Origin of the sequence: Priestia sp. YIM B13551 (assembly GCF_042787905.1) — a bacterium.
In the GTDB taxonomy this organism is placed as follows: Bacteria; Bacillota; Bacilli; order Bacillales; family Bacillaceae_H; genus Priestia.
The window spans coordinates 1,624,458-1,641,057 of the sequence record NZ_JBHZOX010000001.1; the positions used below are offsets into that span (position 1 = coordinate 1,624,458).

The window sequence follows — 16,600 nt, forward strand, 5'->3', positions numbered from 1 at the left end:
CGGCTTTCTATTATTTGCTTTCCTATCTTACAAATAATACGCATAACCGTCAATTCATTTTTCTTTGTTTCAAATATTATTGAACTAAACTATTTGAGTTACGTATTATCTTAGTAGTTCTTCGCTGGAAACGCAACGTCTTTTTTGCTCGTCCCATAACAATTTTTCATAATAAAGTTTTGAAGCATAACGCTCAGAATGAATGCACCCGCTTGTAAAAGCGTAAAAAGAACAAGTGAAGTGGTAATAGATACCAGCAAAACCCCATAGTGAATCAGCAAAATATCTACTATACGCAGCCCCGCTATAATCATTCCAGCTCCAACAAAAAATTCTTTGACTACACTCCAAACGAGGAGAATCGTAACAATACAAACGTAAATCATTGTGGCATTTACGGAATCATGAGTAGCCGACGCAAACCATCCCGTATAAAACCAATTATTATGAAAATATGCTAACAGCATAAACATAATAGTAGAAGTAATGGCGAGCATCCCGAGAAAAAATGTAGCGTAATGCACAAATGTCATATACCGTTCTGTTAGCCATACATACCAAATCTTTGAAATGCTAAAGCCTATGGTCATTAAAACGCCTGTATAAATTGTTTTCCACCAGTGATGTGTATAAATATCCCAGTGTAAAAATAATTCTTCAATCCCCATAAATATAGCTGAAATGAATAAAATATAGCGGAATTTTAATTGATAAGCAGCTACCACCATAGCCATGATTGGAAAAGCAAACGCTTGAGAAGTTAAGGAACCAAACAAATTATCAAAATATTCATTGGTCATAAAATCAGGATCGTAATCGTAACTTTCAAACAACACAAATACAACATACTCTAGTACATAAGCCATTCCAATGATAAAAAAAAGCAAAACGACTAGCTTTTTATCTTTTTTACGTATGAATACTGTAAGCAAAACGGCTGTGCTGATAATAATCAATGCAAAAAAAGCAGTATAATGAGGCATAGACGTCTCCCTTTTACGACCTAATTATTACTTAGAGTAAGACGTTTTAGCCAAATTATACATAGCTAGCTTCTATTCAAAAGAGCTTGAGACATAACTACATCAATCCAATCTAAAGGCGAACAAACGGGATACATGAGATAGTTTGGATCGCTTTCTACGCTGCAGTTGATTTCCGTGCAAGACTTCGCTTTCCGCGGGCGGCCGCTGAGCCTCCTCGTCGCTTCCGCTTCTGCGGGGTCACACTTCTTCCGCTTTTCCCGCAGAAGTCTTTGCCTTACCCTTTAGTTAGAAGCCACTACATACCTGAAACCTACGTTCACCATGCCAATGAAAAAAATCCGAACGATTCATCGTTCGGATCTTCTTTCAACTAACATACTTTTGTTTCAGCCTCTTTTAACTCTTCAGCTTATAAAAACTGGAATGGTATCTATTATCCTTCAATCATTTTTGAAAGGTTAGCCATTTCGATAGCTGATGCTGCAGCTTCCCATCCTTTATTTCCTGCTTTTGTTCCTGCACGTTCAATTGCTTGCTCAATTGTTTCAGTTGTTAATACACCAAAGATAATTGGCACGCCTGTTTGTAAGCTTTGAGATGCAACGCCTTTTGCTACTTCATTACATACAAAATCAAAGTGTGGAGTAGCTCCTCGAATAACGGTTCCTAGCGTAATCACTGCATCATATTTTTTAGATTCAGCTAATTTTTTGGCGATTAATGGGATTTCATAAGCGCCCGGCACCCAAGCCACGTCTACGTCTTCATCAGCTACGCCGTGACGTTTGAGCGCATCTTCTGCTCCACTAAGTAAACGGCCTGTAATAAATTCATTAAAACGCCCTACCACGATTCCGATTTTTAATCCTGTGCCTACTAAATTTCCTTCATATAAATGATTCATCTTTTGTTCCTCCTGCTAGTATTAATATATAGTTATTTACATTTCTTTTCATGAATTAGCTTCATTTGTTATAACGAAAAAAAGTGTAAAATTATAAATGTAATAAATGACCTAATTTTTTAGCTTTTGTATCTAAGTATTTTTTATTGGCATCCACTGCCGGCATTTGAAGAGGCACTCGCTCGATCACTTCAAGGTCGTAGCCTTTTAGCCCAGTAATTTTACGAGGGTTATTCGTTAAAAGCTTCATTTGTTTGACTCCAAGGTCTTTTAAGATTTGAGCACCGATTCCATACTCTCGTAAATCTGCAGCAAACCCGAGTTTTTCATTCGCTTCTACGGTATCGTATCCTTCTTCCTGCAGCTTATATGCTCTTAGCTTATTTAGTAAGCCAATACCTCTGCCCTCTTGACGCATATACAGCAGAATGCCGCGTCCTTCTTCTTCAATTTGCGTAAGAGCTGCGTGAAGCTGAGGACCGCAGTCGCAGCGTTCAGAACCAAACACATCTCCAGTCAAACACTCAGAGTGAACGCGAACGAGAACGGGGCTATTATGATCAATATCACCTTTGATAAGAGCCACATGTTCTTTATTATCAAGTTTATTTGTATATCCTACAGCTTTAAACTCACCAAATGCCGTAGGTAAGCTCACTTCTACTTCACGGCTAATAAGCTGGTCATGTTTGCGGCGGTAGGCAATCAAATCTTTTATTGTAATCATTTTTAAATCAAATTGCTCTGCAATTTTTGTTAAATCCGGTACACGTGCCATTGTTCCATCTTCATTCATAATTTCACAAATAACACCCGCAGGCTTTCCTCCTGCTAATACTGCTAAATCAACAGCAGCCTCTGTATGACCTGCACGCTGCAGAACGCCCCCGTCTTTTGCAATCAATGGGAAAATATGTCCTGGGCGTTGAAAATCACTTGCTACCGTCGCTTCATTTACAAGAGCCATAACCGTAGCAGAGCGTTCGTATGCACTGATACCTGTTGTACTTGAAATATGATCAATACTTACTGTAAATGCTGTTCCATGTACATCCGTATTGTTCGCTACCATCGGGTGAAGATTCAATTTATGCGCAATTTCTTCATTAACAGGTGTACAAATTAATCCTCTTCCATGAGTAGCCATAAAGTTAATAACCTCAGGCGTCGTTTTTTCGGCTAATGCAATAAAATCTCCTTCGTTTTCTCGATCTTCATCATCGCATACAATAACCACTTTTCCCTTTTTTAACTCTTCAATGGCTTCTTCTACTTTATGAAACATCTCTTTCACCTCACTGTTAATTTGTAAAACCATGCTGCTGCAATAAATCCTTCATGTTACCTGAACGATTCGAGGCGCCAGGGGTTGACTTATTTGTCATCATCTGATGCATATATTTAGCTAACATATCGCATTCAATATTCACCTTGTCTCCTCGCTGTTTGTCTCCAACGACTGTGTGAAGCACCGTATGAGGAATAAGAGAAATAGTAAATGATTGGTTGCTGACATCAAAAATAGTAAGACTTGTTCCGTCTACGGAAACAGACCCTTTTAACATCATAAATTCACGAAGTTCGGGATCGACTTGAATTTCATAATAAAAGGCATTTCCTTTACGTGTTTTGCTTACAATGGTTCCAATTCCATCAACGTGTCCGCTAACGAAATGCCCTCCAAATCGGCCATTTGCAGCCATCGCCCGCTCTAAGTTAACACGTGATCCAACGGTTAGAAGCTGAAGGGTACTTGCTTTAATCGTCTCCGGCATGACATCGACCGTAAATTCATTTTGAGAGTAAGTCGTTACGGTTAAACAAACGCCGTTAACTGAAATACTGTCCCCTAAGTTCACATCTTCTAACACGGTCTTCGCATCAATCGTAAGAACAATTGCTTCTGTGGCCTTTTGAATACGTTTTATTTTTCCAATTTCTTCAATGATACCTGTGAACATTTTCTTCACCTGCTTTGGCGCTATTCCAACTTCTTATACCGTTTTGAAATAGCAGCTGCTTTTTTTTCATATTTATCTTTCCCCCAACCACTGAAAATAAAAAAGCCCCTTGAACAAATGTCCAAGGGGTCGGCTGAGCTGAATCAGTTTTATCTATGCAAAATTCCGCTAATTGTATACGAAATAAACAGTTATATTTTGTGTACAAAAACAAGGGTAGCTTTAAAAAAGGCAAACGTGTCCCTTATTAATTCAACACAAAAAAACAACTGTGCTTCCTGATCCTTCTCCCATCCAGACTTTTACTGTCGGCTCTAGATTTTAACTAGATCCACCGCTAACATACATCGTATGAAAACGGGTCACGGGCTTAAAAGCATACGCTTTATCACCGCCGGTTGGGACTTACACCCGACCCCGAAGGATAATATATTCGACTGCTATAGTCTTATTTGTTTTACATTATAGCAAAGTAAAATCGACTTGTCACATCATTTAACTTCGTTTTTTCACATCTATTCTTTAAAATCCAGCTTTTAGCTTATTTTTTCTTTTTTAATACATAGCATCCATACAAAAGCTAGTCCAATATAGCCAAATATCGGATACAAAAACTCAAGAAGCTGGGCATATCCGAATTGCCCAATAATAAAGCAGGCCAAGATAATAAACGCAAAAGCTTGTTTGTCATTCAGGGGAAGAAATGACTGAAGCTGCTTAGCGATTCCAAATACATTTCCAATCAATGTAGTAAAAATCTCGCCTAACACAACTACCGTAAATAAAACATTCACCCACGCTGAGATATTTTTAACAACGGCACTCATCGGAATATCAAGTTGAAATGAATAAGGCAAATTGGAAAGGGCAAGATGAGTAGAAACAAGCATAAACGTAAGTACACACCCTCCTATTACGGCCCCTTTTTTAATCACGCTCCTATCTTTCACGGAGCTTCCTAATGGAACCAAAACGGCCTGAGCCAAAGCTAGATTTAGGGAAATATATAAAAAGGGACTAACCGCCCACTTCCACTGCGTGACGAGCGTTAGATCCGGCTTCGTTTGAATCAGTGAGAAATAGCTGATATTTGGCACAAAGATGATAAAAGCAAATGAAAGCATCATCGGCACAACAAGAGAATTAACCATTAAAATACCGTTAATTCCTTTTGCGATAAATATATAAGTTAAAACAATTGTAAAAATCATCCCAACAGGAGGCCACAGTCCAAACTGCTCTTTTCCTATTGCCCCCGTACTAGCTAGCATGACTGAAGTTACTCCAAATAAAATGACAATCATTACACCGTTTACCGCTTTTCCAAGCACATCACCAAATAAATATGTATTAAGCTGCTGATAAGAAGAAGCCCCAATTGCGTGCGAAAGCAGCATCATTTTTGAACCTAGCCAAATAAAAAACAAGCCGCTGACCAAAATTCCGACCATTCCAAGTTCCCCGTACTGTGTAAAAAATTGAACGATTTCCTTGCCTGTTGCAAAACCGGCTCCTACAACGGTGCCTACATACGTAGCAGCAACCTGCAGCGTGAGTTTCCACCTTTTCATGCCCATCACCCTTCTACCCTTCATAGTTCACTATATGTAGAAACGATTAAAAAAAGACGAGCCTTTTTATGTGTAAATCTACGCATATCCCAGCGCTTGTGCCTTTTCGTTTATTTTTTATTTTTCATTTTCTTTTTGTATTTCTCACAAAAAACTCCTTAACCCCTAACATAACAGTCATTTTTAAACAAAATATACGGATATTTTCCCTTTAGCTTTTAAATTCCCCTCAATATTTGCTGGAAATTCACAATTTACTGTTGTATAATTTCTAAAAATCAGATAAATTATTAAATAAGTATTCTTTCTATTTAAAAAAATATGTTTCAATTATATACAATTGATTCTTATCATGAGAGGTGGAGGGACTGGCCCTTTGAAACCTCAGCAACCAGTCGTTAGAGACATGGTGCTAAATCCAGCAAGCAATTTATTGCTTGGAAGATAAGAAGGCGAAAAAAGTCTTCTTCTTAAGAAGACTTTTTCTATTTTATCGGCATATTGCATAAAACGAATCACTCGTGAAATAGAAGCGGAACAATTTAAGGAGGTTTTGACATGGGGTTACTTGAAGATTTAAAGTCTAAAATTTTAATTGGGGATGGTGCCACTGGTACCCTCCTTTACTCACACGGTATTGACAGCTGTTTTGAAGAACTAAACATCACCAAACCAGAAGAGGTTTCTCGTATTCACAGAGCCTATGTAGAAGCTGGTGCAAACGTTATTCAAACAAATACGTACGCTGCTAATTATCAAAAACTTGCCCGTTATGGATTAGAAGATTCAGTCAAAGACATCAATGTTGCTGGTGTAAAATTAGCGAAACAAGCTGCAAAAGATAAGGCTTACGTGGTTGGTACACTCGGCGGAATTCGTTCTTTCCAAAAAAACGCTATTAGTTTAGAAGAGGTTAAGCGAAGCATTCGTGAACAAATGTTTTGGCTTTTAAATGAAGGCGTGGATGGCCTTTTATTTGAAACATACTATGATTTCGAAGAATTAAAGACCGTTCTTACACTGGCAAGAAAAGAAACGGATAAGCCTATTATTACCCACGTTTCCCTGCATGATATTGGCGTGCTGCAAGATGGCCGTCCTTTAGCAGATGCATTAAAAGAATTAGAAGCGTTGGGAGCAGATGTTGTCGGGCTAAACTGCCGCTTAGGTCCTTATCATATGATTCAGTCTCTTGAAGAAGTACCGCTTCCTGATCGTGCTTTCTTATCTGCTTACCCTAATGCCAGCCTTCCGGCGTATGTGGAAGGAAAGCTGGAATATGAAACTAATGAAGACTACTTTGTAGAAAGCGCGCGTTTATTCCGCGAACAAGGGGTTCGCTTAATTGGAGGATGCTGCGGTACAACACCAGCTCACGTACGCGCAATGTCATCTGCCTTAAAAGACCTGCCTCCGATTACAAGCAAAGTCGTTAAAATGAGACCAGCCGTTACGGTTCAAGAGCGTGAGCAGCAGGATAAACCTCATATGCATGAAATTGTGAAGAAGCGCCGCTCGGTTATCGTCGAGCTAGATCCGCCTAAACAGCTTGGTCCGACGAAATTTTTAGAAGGCGCAAAAGCACTTGATAAAGTCGGCGTAGATGCTATTACATTAGCTGATAATTCTCTTGCCTCACCTCGCATCAGCAACTTGGCAATGGCAACACTGATGCAGCAAGAAACAAAAGCACGACCGCTTATTCATATTACCTGTCGCGACCGAAATTTAATTGGACTTCAATCTCATTTAATGGGACTTCATACGCTAGGAATGAATCAAGTGCTTGCAATTACCGGTGATCCGTCAAAAGTTGGCGATTTCCCTGGCGCCACTTCGGTCTACGATTTATCTTCATTTGACTTGATTAGTTTAATCGCTCAGTTTAATGAAGGACTATCTTATTCCGGTAAACCGCTTGGTCAAAAAACCAATTTTTCCATCGCAGCTGCCTTTAATCCAAACGTGCGTCACTTAGACCGAGCCGTTCAGCGTTTGGAAAAGAAAATCGACTGCGGGGCTCACTATTTCATTACTCAGCCTCTCTATTCAACTAAGCAAATTGAAGAGGTATATGAAGCAACCAAACATTTAACAACACCGGTATACATCGGGATCATGCCGTTAACAAGCGCAAGAAATGCTCGATTTATTCACCATGAAGTACCTGGAATTAAATTATCAGAAGATATTCTAGAACGCATGGATGCAACGGGAAATGACCGGATTCGCGGTGAAGTCGAAGGTCTTGCGATTGCAAAAAACTTAATTGATACAGCATATGAGTTATTTGACGGTATTTACTTAATTACGCCGTTTATGCGCTATGAAATGACCGAGATTCTAACACGCTATATTCATGACAAGCAACTTGTTACATCAGAAAGGAAGATATAAATGAGCTCACTTATCGAACAACAACTAAAGAAGCGAATACTCGTCATCGATGGAGCAATGGGAACGATGATTCAAGATGCTGATTTAACCGCTGAAGATTTTGGCGGCGAAGAATATGAAGGCTGTAACGAATATTTGACTCGAACAGCGCCTCATGTGATTCAGCGCATTCATGAAGAGTACTTTGCAGCAGGTGCCGACATCATTGAAACCAATACGTTTGGCTCAACATCTACCGTACTTGATGAATACGATTTAGGTCACTTGGCTTATGAATTGAATATCGAAGCTGTGAAGCTTGCTTGTGCAGCCCGCGATAAATATTCAACTCCCGAATGGCCTAGGTTCGTAGCTGGAGCTATCGGTCCTACCACTAAAACTCTCTCTGTTACCGGAGGCATTACATTCCCTGAGTTAGTAGAATCGTACGAAGAGCAAGTTCGGGGTTTGTTAGACGGCGGCGTTGACTTACTTTTAGTCGAAACCTGTCAAGACATGCTGAACGTAAAAGCCGCGTTTCTAGGGATTACAGCGGCGTTTGAAAAACTAAAAACCGAAGTTCCTATTATGATTTCAGGAACAATTGAGCCTATGGGAACAACTCTCGCTGGTCAAGATATCGAATCTTTTTACTTATCACTGGAACACATGAAGCCTCTTTCAGTCGGACTTAACTGCGCGACAGGCCCTGAATTTATGACGGATCATATTCGCTCTCTTTCAGACCTAGCCACTTCAGCAGTTAGCTGTTATCCAAACGCTGGACTTCCGGATGAAGAAGGCAATTATCATGAATCCCCTGAGCTGCTTGCTCAAAAAATTAAAGGGTTTGCTGATAAAGGCTGGCTGAACTTTGTAGGCGGATGCTGTGGTACAACGCCTGCTCATATTAAAGCACTGGCTGAAGCGGTAAAAGAGGTTGCGCCTCGTTCGCTCGATCGCTCCGAGCATAACCATGCTGTAACCGGTATTGAACCACTTGTATATGACGATTCTATGCGCCCTCTTTTTGTGGGAGAACGTACGAATGTAATCGGTTCTCGCAAGTTCAAGCGTCTGATTGCAGAAGGAAAAATTGAAGAAGCATCTGAAATTGCGCGTGCTCAAGTTAAAAATGGTGCTCACGTTATTGATATTTGCTTAGCAGATCCAGACCGTGAAGAAATGGAAGACATGGAGGAATTTATTCAAGAAGTTGTAAAAAAAGTGAAGGTTCCTCTTGTAATCGATTCAACGGACGAGAAAGTTATTGAAAAAGCTTTAACGTACTCACAAGGTAAGGTCATTATTAACTCCATTAACTTAGAAGATGGTGAAGAGCGTTTTGATGCAATCTTACCGCTAGTAAAAAAATTCGGTGCAGCTCTGGTTGTCGGTACAATCGATGAAACAGGCATGGCCGTTACTGCAGAACGAAAAGTAGAGATTGCTAAACGCTCACATGATTTGCTTGTTGAAAAACATGGCTTTAATCCAAAAGATATTATTTTTGACCCTCTTGTGTTTCCTGTAGGGACTGGTGATGAACAATATATTGGTTCTGCTGAAGAAACAGTTAAGGGAATTAAAATGATTAAAGAAGCCCTGCCTGATTGCCTGACCATTCTTGGCGTAAGTAACGTGTCATTCGGTCTTCCTCCAGTCGGACGTGAAGTACTAAATGCCGTTTACCTTTATCACTGTACGCAGGCTGGACTCGATTATGCCATTGTCAATACCGAAAAGTTAGAGCGCTATGCTTCTATTCCAGAAGCTGAAATTGAGCTTGCTAATGCGTTATTATTTAACACAACTGATGAAACGTTAAGCACGTTTACCGACTTTTATCGTGATAAAAAGAAAGAAGCAAAAGTAGAAATTTCTACGTTAACACTCGAAGAACGATTGGCAATGTATATTGTCGAAGGTACAAAAGAAGGATTGCTTCCTGATTTAGAACAGGCTTTAGCTCAATATGATGATCCGTTAGATATTATTAACGGACCGCTTATGAAGGGCATGGCGGAAGTTGGACGTTTGTTTAATGACAACCAGCTGATTGTAGCAGAAGTGCTTCAAAGTGCGGAAGTGATGAAAGCATCCGTTGCCTTTTTAGAACCTCATATGGAAGCAACTGAAAATGATTCTGGAAAAGGCAAAGTTATTCTTGCAACGGTTAAAGGCGACGTGCATGATATCGGTAAAAACTTAGTAGACATCATTTTAAGCAACAATGGTTTTAAAGTAATTGATTTAGGGATTAAAGTAACGCCGCAGCAGCTGATTGAAGCAGTAAAAGAAGAAAAGCCAGACATCATTGGCCTGTCAGGTCTTCTAGTAAAGTCAGCTCAGCAAATGGTTTTGACTGCCCAAGATTTAACACAATCAAGCATTGATGTTCCAATTATGGTAGGAGGCGCTGCCCTTTCCCGTAAATTTACTGACTTTAAAATTGCCCCGGAATATGAAGGTGCGGTCCTCTACGCCAAAGATGCGATGGACGGATTAGCGTTAGCAAATAAGCTGCAGAACAAAGAAGAAGTTATTCAGCTTTTAGCAGATTTAAAAACGCGGCAAGAAAAGAAAGTAACGGTTCGAGAACGCCAGCCTCAAACCGCTCAAGCAGCTACGGCTGTTTTAGAAAGATCCGCCATTTCAACGGACGCTCCTGTTTTTGTACCCGCTGATTTAAAGCGGCACGTTGTCAAACACTACGATTTGGCACAGGTTCTTCCGTATATTAACTGGCAGATGCTTTTAGGCCATCACTTAGGACTAAAAGGAAAAGTGAATAAGCTGCTTGCTGAAAAAGACGAGCGTGCTGTTCAATTAAAAGAAACCGTTGATGACCTGCTCGAACTGGCACTAAAAGAAAACTTAATTAAGCCAGCGGTTATTTATCAGTTCTTCCCTGCTCAAGCAGACGGAAATGATTTAATTATTTATGATCCTGCTGATGAAAAAACAGAAATTGAACGCTTTACCTTCCCTCGACAAGCAAAAGGACAGTTCCTGTGCTTATCTGATTTTGCAAAGCCTAAAGAAAAAGAGATGGACTATGTATGTTTCTTCTCTGTAACAGCAGGAACAGGCATTCGCGAACGCGCCGCGAAATTCAAAGAAAACGGCGAGTTTTTAAAGAGTCACGTGTTCCAAGCTCTTGCGCTTGAACTAGCTGAAGGATTAGCAGAACGTGTTCATCAGCAAATTCGTGACCGCTGGGGATTCCCCGATTCGCCTGACTTTACAATGGCGGAGCGTTTTTCAGCCAAATACCAAGGTCAGCGTTTTTCATTCGGATATCCTGCATGTCCAGACCTTGAGGACCAAGCAAAACTGTTTAAATTACTTAAACCTGAAGACATCGGCATTCAGTTAACAGACGGTTTCATGATGGAACCAGAAGCTTCTGTTACAGCCCTTGTTTTTGCACATCCTGAAGCGAAATATTTTAACGTATTATAAAATATGGCCGCGGTCTTTTAGACCGCGGCTGTTTTTTTACAGTGAACAAATCTGAAAAAAAGGCTGCGACAAATGTATTTTAGCTGAAGAAAGATCCGAACGGTGAATTCAGATTCTTGACTGAGAATCAACTCCATTCGGATTTTTTCATTATGATGGTGAACTAGATTTCATGTAGCTGTTTCTAGCTGTTGATTGAAGGGCAAGGCGAAGACTCCTGCGGGAAAAATTGATGTAGTTATGTCTCAATCTCTTTGAATTCACCGCCGGTTTGAGCTTTTTTTATGAGTTTCTTGGGAAACACTGATAGAATAAGGAATGTAATAAATTTGTAACACTCTTATCACAGCAAATTTTTCAGGGAAAGGAATTTTCAAGAAATGATCAAATTATTTGTAAGCGACTTAGATGGCACTCTTTTACACGAAGAAAAATACGTAGAACAGCATAATGCAGACGCACTTAGTGAACTTCAGCGCCAAGGAGTAGAGGTTTGTCTTGCTTCTGGACGAATGGATACGGAAATTTTAAAAATTTCTACTGATATTAACAATACATTTCATCGCATAAGCCAAAACGGCGGATTTGTGTGGACCAAAGAAAATCAAGAACTTCATGGAAAAGTGTTTGAAGATGATTTAGCGGTTCAACTTTATAAAAAAACGATAGATCCTAACCGTATTACGCTTGTCTGTTCAAACGACACCAATTATGTAGAGCAGCGAAATGAAATTATTGAAGCAATTGAAACTCACATGTTTTTCCCTATCGAAGAACAAATTGGAATGACAGATTCATTTGGTCACGCTCTTTCTCCATCTAAAATCACGGTTCTTGGAGATCATGATGAAATGGTAGCTCTGCAAAAAGAAGTGAACGAAGAGTTTGGTGATTATATTGATACATATATTTCTGCCAAGCAGTGTTTGGATATTATGCCTAAACATATCAGCAAAGGAAATGCCATTGAAATTTTATTAAATCATCTTCAGCTAAAACCAGAGGAAATTGCATGTGTGGGGGATTCATTTAATGATATTCCTATGTTCCAATTAACGCCGAACAGTTTCGCTATGGCTACAGCTCCTGAAGCTGTTCAGCGCCACGCCTCTGCTGTTGTGTCATCAGTTAGTGAAGCAGCGCGTATTGTTTTAGAAAAAAATAAGCAAACAACCTAAAAAAAGCGGTCAACGTTTAAATTGACCGCTTTTATCTATTTAATAAGAAAACGGTAGTTATTTTTTTCGTAAAGAACGAAAAAATTCACCTAAGCTTTTTTGCTTCCCATCTGCATGCTCTCCGTGATTAACCAAGCTGCTGATTCTTTCTCGTCGAACAACAACCATAATAAGAGTGGCAAAAAAGATAATGGAAACGGCAATGACAACCAGTGCAAGAACGGATGCTACAATAGCTTCAGAAGTCGTTAGTGACGATAGCATCTGCCTCGTACACCTCCATTTCGTTTGTGGCGAAAAGGAGCCTAGCAATTAGAAATGCAAATAATCTTTTTTCTCAGCTTGATGCATGTTATTATACACCATTTTCATTTTAGAAGCTGTAGCTTTTAAAGACGTAGACGAATCCACATCTTCGGCTAACATAATGTTTACTAAGTCAACCACAGAACGAGACAACAACTCTACATTATTTTGCAACTCTAATTCGTCATAAGTCGTACGGTCTTGAAGACGAAGTCGAATAATTTCATTTGCTAGCTCCCTAACACGCACTAATTGTTGATGTTCTCCCATAGTATCTCCGCCGCAAGAAACTTATAATCAGCCCTTTTATTGGCTTTTATAAGAGCTAGAAATCCCTGCAGCTTACCCCTCCTTATAAAGATGCCTAGCACATCTTTATGTAAATCACACTTTCACCTTGTTTACATGTATATTCGCTATAGCTGGTTCTTTTTCCTTTTGAAATTAGCAGCCATCGTCAACGACCTTCTTCGTTCATCGTTCAGATTTCAAATTTTTAAGGATGTGATATACGAAAATTAAAACGCCAATAGCCGTAAGTGTTGCTCCTGCTGCCACTACGGGTGTAAAAGCTTGGTTTTCTAGTACGATCATGAAAAATAAACCAATCATCATGACCGGTAATCCTATATTATGCAACCATACGTGCAGTTTGGCTAATTTACTTTCGCTAAACGCAGGAAACAAATAATAAATAATTCCCGCTAACGTAAGCGATGTCCATCCTAATAAATTGATGTGCACGTGAACAGGTGTCAAAGCGTAGCTGTGAACAATTGACATATAATACCCCAATATGATGCCAATTCCAAAATAAACGGCTGATATTTTAATTAATTTAATTCCCATCGTTTTCTCCCCCTTATATCCCCCTACGACTTCTGTACTACTTTACGCAGGAAACGTCATTTTAGAAGCGGCAGATTAGCCAAAGGACACGAAATACGGAGTATGATATCTAAAAAGAGGATTCTTTACTGCAAACACAAAAAACAGCTGAGCAAAAGTACTCAGCTGTCTATTTTAAGCAATATAATGCAGCACAAAATTCAAGAAAAACAACAGCGCGCTTACATACATAAACATCGATACTTCACGCATTTTACCAAGGAATAATTTAAGCAGTGGATACGCAATGAACCCAAATGCAATTCCATCAGCAATGCTGTACGTAAGAGGAATAAGCGCAATAATTAAAAATGCAGGGAAACCTTCTGTTAAGTCCTGTAAATTGATGTTTTTGATATTTTGAATCATCAATGCTCCAATAACAATAAGAATAGGTGCAATAGCACTATCTGGCACCAGCTTGATAAATGGAATAAACAGAAGTGAACTTAAAAATAAAACTCCTGTAATCAGCGATGTTAAACCCGTTCGCCCTCCAGCTGCAATACCAGATGCTCCTTCTACAGAAGACACCGTTGGACTTGTTCCAAACACGCCGCTTAGCAAAGCTGAGGCGGCTGTTGCTTGAAAGGCCCGCGGAAATTTGCTATCTTGATTCATCATACCTAGCTGACCATGCAGCAAACCGATATTTTCAAAAATCAATACCATTGTTAATGAAAAGACAGCTGCCCAAAACGCAACGTCTCCAATAGCTCCAAAAGACAATGTGCCAAAGCTGCTAAAGAAGTCGTTCACGCTCCCAGCCGACTGTCCTTTTTCTGCACCGCTTCTTACACCAAGTAAGAAGGCAAGGACTGATCCAGCAATCATGCTTAACAAAAAGTTACCTTTCACATTTCGGATAAACAGTACGATTGTGATAATTAACGTCAACAGCGTACTGATCACAAACGGATCTGACAAGTCTCCAAGTGCTACAAAAGTGTTTTCGCTTGGAACTACAAGCTTCCCTTTTTGCAAACCGATAAATGTTAAAAATAAGCCAACACCGACTGTTATCGCTTCTTTTAGCGAATGCGGAATCGAAGAGACAATTTTGGCAGACAGTCGTGAAAAAGCTAATGCTATAAAAAGAAAGCCGGATATCACTACTGCTAATAACCCTTCTTGCCAAGATAACCCCATTGATTGAACCATCGTATACGTAAACAATGCATTAATCCCCATACCTGGCACCAGGATGAGAGGCGCATTTGCCCAAAAAGCCATAATAACACAGCCTACAAAAGCCGAAGCTACTGTTGCGAATATTCCTGCTTCAAGCGGAATACCGGCATCAGACAAAATGGTTGAATTAACAGCAATAATATACACGATGGAAAGAAATGAAATGACCCCAGCTAAGCTTTCTTTTCCGACAGTTGTTTGGTGGTCGTTTAAACGAAACAACTTTTCAAATAATGCGTTCAATCTAATTTCCTTCTTTTCATCTATCCCTCGCCCACCCAGTGACCAAAAATGCCACCGAAGTTATTATAGCAAAATCAACAATTGTTGCAAGGAAAACTTGTCTCCTTTAGCTTAAGCGTTCATTCCTTATTTAAAACTGTTATCATTTTCTAAACGTAACGTCTTGCATTCATTCTATATATACCTTGGACTGGACATAATAAAAGAGCGCTTTATCAGCGCTCATTGTTTTAATAATAATAAGGATAATATGGTGGGTACGGCGGATAATATGGTGCTGGATAACCGTAATAACCTGGACCTCCTAGTGCACTTCCAAGAACTAATCCTCCAAGAAATGGAGCTCCAAAGCCCCAACCCCAAGGGCGACCAAAGCCAAAGCCGAACCCCGGACGGCCGAAGCCAAAACCAGGACGACCGAAACCAAAACCTGGGCGACCGAAACCGAATCCTGGACGACCAAAGCCTCCAAATCCTCCAAAACCACCGAATGGTCTTCTTATGTCATTAATATCAAATTCTTGCATGATACATGCCTCCTCAAATTATATTTCATTCTCTTTATTACATATGTTATTCACCTACTTCTTGCATAGGCAATCGCCTCTTTTTTTGTGATTTCTTAAAAAATATTCCTTTTCTACCACCTCATTAGGATTAAACAAGCGTACAAACATATATTTTTTAAGGCTTTGAAACATACTACATGTAGCTTATGTAAAATAAGAGAAATGCAATGAGAAATAAACATAATATGAACGCATAAAAAGAACGCTCAACAAAAATGTTGACCGTTCTTCTTATGAAAATACATAGCGATTTTTTATTAATTTATCTGACCCTTTGCTTGACCGTATATGCCCTAAAGCTATATAATCCCCTTTTTATACAATGCGCTTTGAACATAAAATCATAGGAGCGTCTCCCCAAACGCTGCTATGTATGTATATCTGTAATCGCTTACAAACCTTTAATAAAAAACCGATATGATTTTCTATCTATTTACATTAAACAATATTTCAGGCTAAATTTCAACACATTTTTTGTTTTTCTTTGTACTCAGCAAAAAAACAGGTGATATAGCACAGTGATTTTCCTTTTTTCCTAAGCCTTTTACTTATAGCCATAATCGTTTATAGTTTATAACGAAAGGAAGTGACGCAATGTCTGATCAACTAGAAGAATACTTAGAACGAGGAATGTACGGAGCAAAGGAAACAAAAAGAGACGAAAGAAGATATTTCCTAACTGCTCTACGTGAAAATATTGAAATTGCGCTAAAAAAAGGGCAAGTCATGAAAAAGGATGCAGCAAAAATAAAGCCTCTTTTAAAAAAAGGGAAAGACGGTCATTTGTTTTTAAATGGCTCCTTGTCTTATTCATACCTCTCCCCCTATATTCAAGCGGCTAACCAACATAAAGTGCCTTTTACTATCGTTCAGAACTTAGAAGCTGATACCGATATTGGTCTGGTTTTAACAGGTTCTGAAGGCAGTTTGGAACGAGATATCTTTTTAGACTAAAAAAAGAG

14 protein-coding genes and 2 riboswitches are annotated in these 16,600 nt (G+C 39.3%); of the genes, 4 read left to right on the forward strand and 10 right to left on the reverse strand.

All coding sequences use genetic code 11. From position 1 onward, the window contains the following. Positions 1-110: 110 nt before the first annotated feature. From ACFX4N_RS08270 to ACFX4N_RS08290, 5 genes are all read right to left on the reverse strand, one after another. Positions 111-983, reverse strand: coding sequence for a hypothetical protein (locus tag ACFX4N_RS08270; RefSeq protein ID WP_057274556.1), 873 nt, complete (start codon positions 981-983; stop codon positions 111-113). 436 nt (positions 984-1,419) lie between these two features. Beyond that, the gene (ribH, locus tag ACFX4N_RS08275) at positions 1,420-1,890 is read right to left on the reverse strand and encodes a 6,7-dimethyl-8-ribityllumazine synthase (RefSeq protein ID WP_013056007.1); all 471 of its coding nucleotides are present in this window, start codon (positions 1,888-1,890) and stop codon (positions 1,420-1,422) included. A 91-nt stretch (positions 1,891-1,981) separates the two neighbouring features. Continuing rightward, positions 1,982-3,175 carry a bifunctional 3,4-dihydroxy-2-butanone-4-phosphate synthase/GTP cyclohydrolase II gene (locus ACFX4N_RS08280; protein WP_013082259.1) on the reverse strand — a complete coding sequence of 398 codons (1,194 nt, stop codon included), beginning with the start codon at positions 3,173-3,175 and terminating at the stop codon, positions 1,982-1,984. 16 nt (positions 3,176-3,191) lie between these two features. Beyond that, on the reverse strand, positions 3,192-3,851 hold the full coding sequence (gene ribE / locus ACFX4N_RS08285; RefSeq protein WP_192100607.1) for a riboflavin synthase: 660 nt from the start codon (positions 3,849-3,851) through the stop codon (positions 3,192-3,194). A 278-nt stretch (positions 3,852-4,129) separates the two neighbouring features. Then, positions 4,130-4,280: riboswitch (FMN riboswitch) on the reverse strand. A gap of 107 nt (positions 4,281-4,387) precedes the next feature. Further along, positions 4,388-5,422, reverse strand: a complete 1,035-nt coding sequence (locus tag ACFX4N_RS08290) for a YkvI family membrane protein (protein WP_013056003.1) — start codon at positions 5,420-5,422, stop codon at positions 4,388-4,390. Between the two features lie 344 nt (positions 5,423-5,766). Continuing rightward, a riboswitch (SAM riboswitch) is annotated at positions 5,767-5,873 on the forward strand. 107 nt (positions 5,874-5,980) lie between these two features. Here ACFX4N_RS08290 and ACFX4N_RS08295 point away from each other — a divergent pair. The 3 genes from ACFX4N_RS08295 to ACFX4N_RS08305 all read left to right on the forward strand — a co-directional run bounded on the left by ACFX4N_RS08295 (position 5,981) and on the right by ACFX4N_RS08305 (position 12,441). After that, complete coding sequence (locus ACFX4N_RS08295) at positions 5,981-7,819, forward strand: bifunctional homocysteine S-methyltransferase/methylenetetrahydrofolate reductase (protein WP_057274554.1); 1,839 nt, start codon at positions 5,981-5,983, stop codon at positions 7,817-7,819. Then, the gene (gene metH / locus ACFX4N_RS08300; RefSeq protein ID WP_057274553.1) at positions 7,820-11,263 is read left to right on the forward strand and encodes a methionine synthase; all 3,444 of its coding nucleotides are present in this window, start codon (positions 7,820-7,822) and stop codon (positions 11,261-11,263) included. A 380-nt stretch (positions 11,264-11,643) separates the two neighbouring features. Next, positions 11,644-12,441 carry a Cof-type HAD-IIB family hydrolase gene (locus tag ACFX4N_RS08305; protein ID WP_057274552.1) on the forward strand — a complete coding sequence of 266 codons (798 nt, stop codon included), beginning with the start codon at positions 11,644-11,646 and terminating at the stop codon, positions 12,439-12,441. 57 nt (positions 12,442-12,498) lie between these two features. Here the strand turns inward: ACFX4N_RS08305 and ACFX4N_RS08310 are convergent, their stop codons facing one another. From ACFX4N_RS08310 to ACFX4N_RS08330, 5 genes are all read right to left on the reverse strand, one after another. Then, entirely contained in the window at positions 12,499-12,705 is a 207-nt protein-coding gene (locus tag ACFX4N_RS08310; RefSeq protein WP_013055999.1) for a hypothetical protein, read from the reverse strand. 48 nt (positions 12,706-12,753) lie between these two features. Next, a complete protein-coding gene (locus ACFX4N_RS08315) occupies positions 12,754-13,017 on the reverse strand; it encodes a hypothetical protein (RefSeq protein ID WP_013055998.1) in 264 nt (87 codons plus the stop codon). Between the two features lie 204 nt (positions 13,018-13,221). After that, positions 13,222-13,596 (reverse strand): cbb3-type cytochrome c oxidase subunit I, encoded by a 375-nt coding sequence (locus ACFX4N_RS08320; protein ID WP_029325096.1) that lies wholly within the window; start codon positions 13,594-13,596, stop codon positions 13,222-13,224. A 174-nt stretch (positions 13,597-13,770) separates the two neighbouring features. Further along, positions 13,771-15,069 carry an NCS2 family permease gene (locus tag ACFX4N_RS08325; RefSeq protein WP_013055996.1) on the reverse strand — a complete coding sequence of 433 codons (1,299 nt, stop codon included), beginning with the start codon at positions 15,067-15,069 and terminating at the stop codon, positions 13,771-13,773. A 230-nt stretch (positions 15,070-15,299) separates the two neighbouring features. Then, on the reverse strand, positions 15,300-15,596 hold the full coding sequence (locus ACFX4N_RS08330; protein ID WP_029325095.1) for a hypothetical protein: 297 nt from the start codon (positions 15,594-15,596) through the stop codon (positions 15,300-15,302). A 636-nt stretch (positions 15,597-16,232) separates the two neighbouring features. On the opposite strand from ACFX4N_RS08330, the gene ACFX4N_RS08335 reads away from it, so the two are divergent. After that, positions 16,233-16,592 (forward strand): YueI family protein, encoded by a 360-nt coding sequence (locus ACFX4N_RS08335; protein ID WP_192100605.1) that lies wholly within the window; start codon positions 16,233-16,235, stop codon positions 16,590-16,592. Positions 16,593-16,600: the final 8 nt, after the last annotated feature.